The organism is Arthrobacter sp. 260, assembly GCF_013116745.1.
In the GTDB taxonomy this organism is placed as follows: domain Bacteria; phylum Actinomycetota; class Actinomycetes; order Actinomycetales; family Micrococcaceae; genus Arthrobacter_D.
Window position 1 is genome coordinate 1 of sequence record NZ_JABFOE010000027.1, and the last position, 3,070, is coordinate 3,070.

Consider the following 3,070-nt stretch of genomic DNA (forward strand, 5'->3'; position numbering starts at 1 on the left):
GCACTTAACCCACCACCCCACCCACACCCAGAAACCAGCCAGCCAGGTCTGCAGATCGGCCTGTAGATTGTCCTGGTACCAAGGCTCCACCCACGGTGGGGCCTTTCGTGTTTAATCCACCAGCATTGGGGCTTCGCATTCTCCAGACGAACAGCCTTCACACCTGCCGATGGAACGGGTCTACCTGTATCCGGGGGGGCCTCTATGGTTTTCGTCAAGCGGCTGTGGCCGGTCGTGGTTCGTAGGGGGTTCCGTCTCTGAGCATGGCGAAGAGGGTGTCGCAGCGGCGGCGGGCGAGGGCGATGTGTGCTTGGTTATGTCTTTTACCTTCGGCCCGTTTTCGGTCGTAGTAGGCCCTGGATGGTGGATCTTTCAGCGCCGCGAAGGCGGAGAGGAACAGGGCTCTTTTGAGGATTTTGTTTCCTTTCCGTGACGGGTGGTCCCCGCGGATGGATGTTCCGGACCGCCAGGTCACGGGGGCGAGGCCGGCGTAGGAAACCAGATGTCCGGCGGAGGCGAAGTCTTTCCCGACGATCTCGGTGAGGATTCGCGCTGCGGTCCTGACACGGACCACCGGGAGCGATGTCAGGACTGGGTGAAGAGGGTGGGCCTCCACGAGGGTTTCGACCTTGGTGAAGACCGTGTCCCGGGATTCTCTGATGTCGGCGAGCATTCTGGCTAGCTGGGGTAGCACGATGGTTGCCGCGTTGGTTCCCACGACGGTGACTGTTTGCTGATCGAGGGCGGTGATGATGTCCGCGGCGAGGCGTTCCCCCATGCGGGGTGCTAGTTTCGTCAGCCGGTTCCCGATTCGGCGTCGACCGGCATGGCGTAACGCTTCGAGGGTAGGCCAGGTACGCAGTAGATCCAGCACGGCTGGGTGGTCCAGGCGTGGGCCAAGGACTCTTTCCAGGGCCGGGTGGATCTGTGTCAGCAAACCTCGGATCCTGTTTGACGTGGCGGTGGCTTGTTTAGCGAGGTCGTCGTCGAAGCCGCAAAGCATCGTCAGCTCGCCGAGCTGTTCGTCGGCGACTTGGATTGATCGCAGCGTGTGGGGCACGGACCGGGCGGCCTCGGCGATGATGAACGCGTCTCGGGCATCGGTTTTCGCTTCGCCCGGGTGCAAGTCAGCGATCCGGCGCATCGCCAACCCGGGCAGGTAGCCGACAGTAACGCCAGCTGCTTGAGCAACAGCGACGGGGAGGGCCCCGATTGTGGCCGGCTGATCAACAACTAACGGCAGGCAGCCGTGTCGGTTCAGCGAGTAAAGGATCTTACGCATCCAGGCCTCATCATTGGGCAGACCTTTATCGAAGAGCTTCTTCCCTGATCGGTCCAAAGCAACAGCGTGATGTTCGCCTTTACCGACGTCCAGACCGATGAACACATCAATGCTTTCGTGGTTGCCCTCTCCCCCTTCCTCCTAGTCGCAGCACCAATTAGTTCAGTGCTGGACTACCCGCGGTGTCAGAGCCCGGCATCCACGTTACGCACGACCTTCGACCTGTCCTGCATCTATCAGCGGTCTCTCTGGCACCTACCAACCCCGGTGACAACACCCTCCCCCCCCCCCCCGGATCATCTGTGACTGGGGGCGGCAATTATGTCGGGGCTAGCAGGCCAGCACACCCATATCCTCCAACAGGAACGGGCTACGAAAAAGGTAACGGGGTGGGAAGGACTATAGCCGGCGCCCGCCAAGGGCTAACCTCGAGTGGGTCAAAAGCCCGCACTGTAGTCACGTCCTGAAGCTGGTCGCACTCGGCTGAGTGGCGGCTTGTCCAGGTCGGCGATCGGGCATGGACTGGGGTGGGTTCCTAGGAAGGGCCGGGGCTGTCGTCTGTATGGCCGGACAGCAAGGCCAGTCCAGCTTCCCCGGACGCTATCTCGAGGTCGCCTTTGTCGGTTGCAATTGCGGCGATCTTCCACGATCGAGTCAGGTCCGTCGGTTTCTTAGGGGGAAGATTGAGGAGCCCGAGGAAGTGCAGCCCGTTGAACTCCCTTACCTCCGCTGCGGGGGCGCCCATCCCTGCTGAGAGCGGAAGGAACCTGATAGTCCCCGTCTCTACTTCGGCGAACCCCCGTTCCCACCTGCTGCGGAGTGAACTGGGGATGGCCCTGGGGTAACGGATCGCGCATTCGATGAGCCCGCGCTCCACATCACGGAGGAGGCGTGCCTGCCTCTCCGCCCCTGCCAGGCGTCCGACGGCAAGGGCGAAGGCTCCCAGTAGGGCTACTACGAGTACGAGCGATAACCAAAAGCCAAGGAGCTCGCCGAGTATACCCAGGCCGAGCATGCCACCAAGGAGAACCCACCAATTCGCCCGCACGAGGGCTGTCTCCCACTTCCCGAGAGGCGAGGGCTTCTTGATCGCGGGGGCCATGTGTTGATCCTAAAGCGCCCGGGGGCCGGCGGAGCAAGAACGAACCCCAACGGGGTCTTGAATCCAGATCAGCCGGTGGCGGAGGTGCGCCCGGACATGGTTCCTAGTGATCTCGCGGCGCAGCGTGGAGGGACCAGGGCCAGGCCACCAGCCAGAGAGGGCTCGGACGCGGCGCCCGACGGGGAGCAGATCGTCGATCGAGGTTAGCCTGTCCCCCAGAGTCGAGTGCACTGTTGAAAGTTTCCCAGGCATCAATCCGCTGGTTGTTGTGCCGGACTGGGTCTCGGAAGGGCGAACGCAAGAGGGTGACGTAGCCCACCTAATAGCCCTGGCATACCGGAGGGCGAAACAGCGTGCCCGCTGAGGCTTTCGCCCCTTGGTAATCCGCAGAAATCCGGGGTTCAGGGTATCCCAAGGCCCCCCGCCAGTGCTCTGGGAAGGCCGATTTGGCGCGAGCCCATGTGGTGTGTAAAGTAGAACAAGTCGCCGCCGCTGAAGCGGAAGGATAGCGACCGACCCCTTACAAACAGCCTGTAAATGGCACGCTTGAAGCGTGCAACTGAAGCAGGTAGGGACCCACCGGGTAAGCGAAAATCGCGGAAACGCCGATTTGCTAAAGCTTCCCAGTTCGGGTAAGTTTGAAAAGTTGCTCCGGAGCGATGATGGAACTGTTTGGTTCTGTTTGG

At 61.7% G+C, this 3,070-nt stretch carries 1 protein-coding gene and 1 pseudogene; both read right to left on the reverse strand.

What is annotated here, in order from left to right; genetic code table 11:
* Positions 1–214: 214 nt before the first annotated feature.
* Positions 215–1,481: pseudogene (locus HMI57_RS18225) on the reverse strand (IS110 family transposase).
* A gap of 336 nt (positions 1,482–1,817) precedes the next feature.
* Positions 1,818–2,384, reverse strand: coding sequence for a hypothetical protein (locus HMI57_RS18230; protein WP_171587412.1), 567 nt, complete (start codon positions 2,382–2,384; stop codon positions 1,818–1,820).
* Between the last annotated feature and the right edge of the window lie 686 nt (positions 2,385–3,070).

Bases quoted from the DNA above. Each gene is read 5' to 3' on its own strand.
- HMI57_RS18230 (WP_171587412.1), bottom strand. From the start codon at position 2,384: ATGGCCCCCGCGATCAAGAAGCCCTCGCCTCTCGGGAAGTGGGAGACA.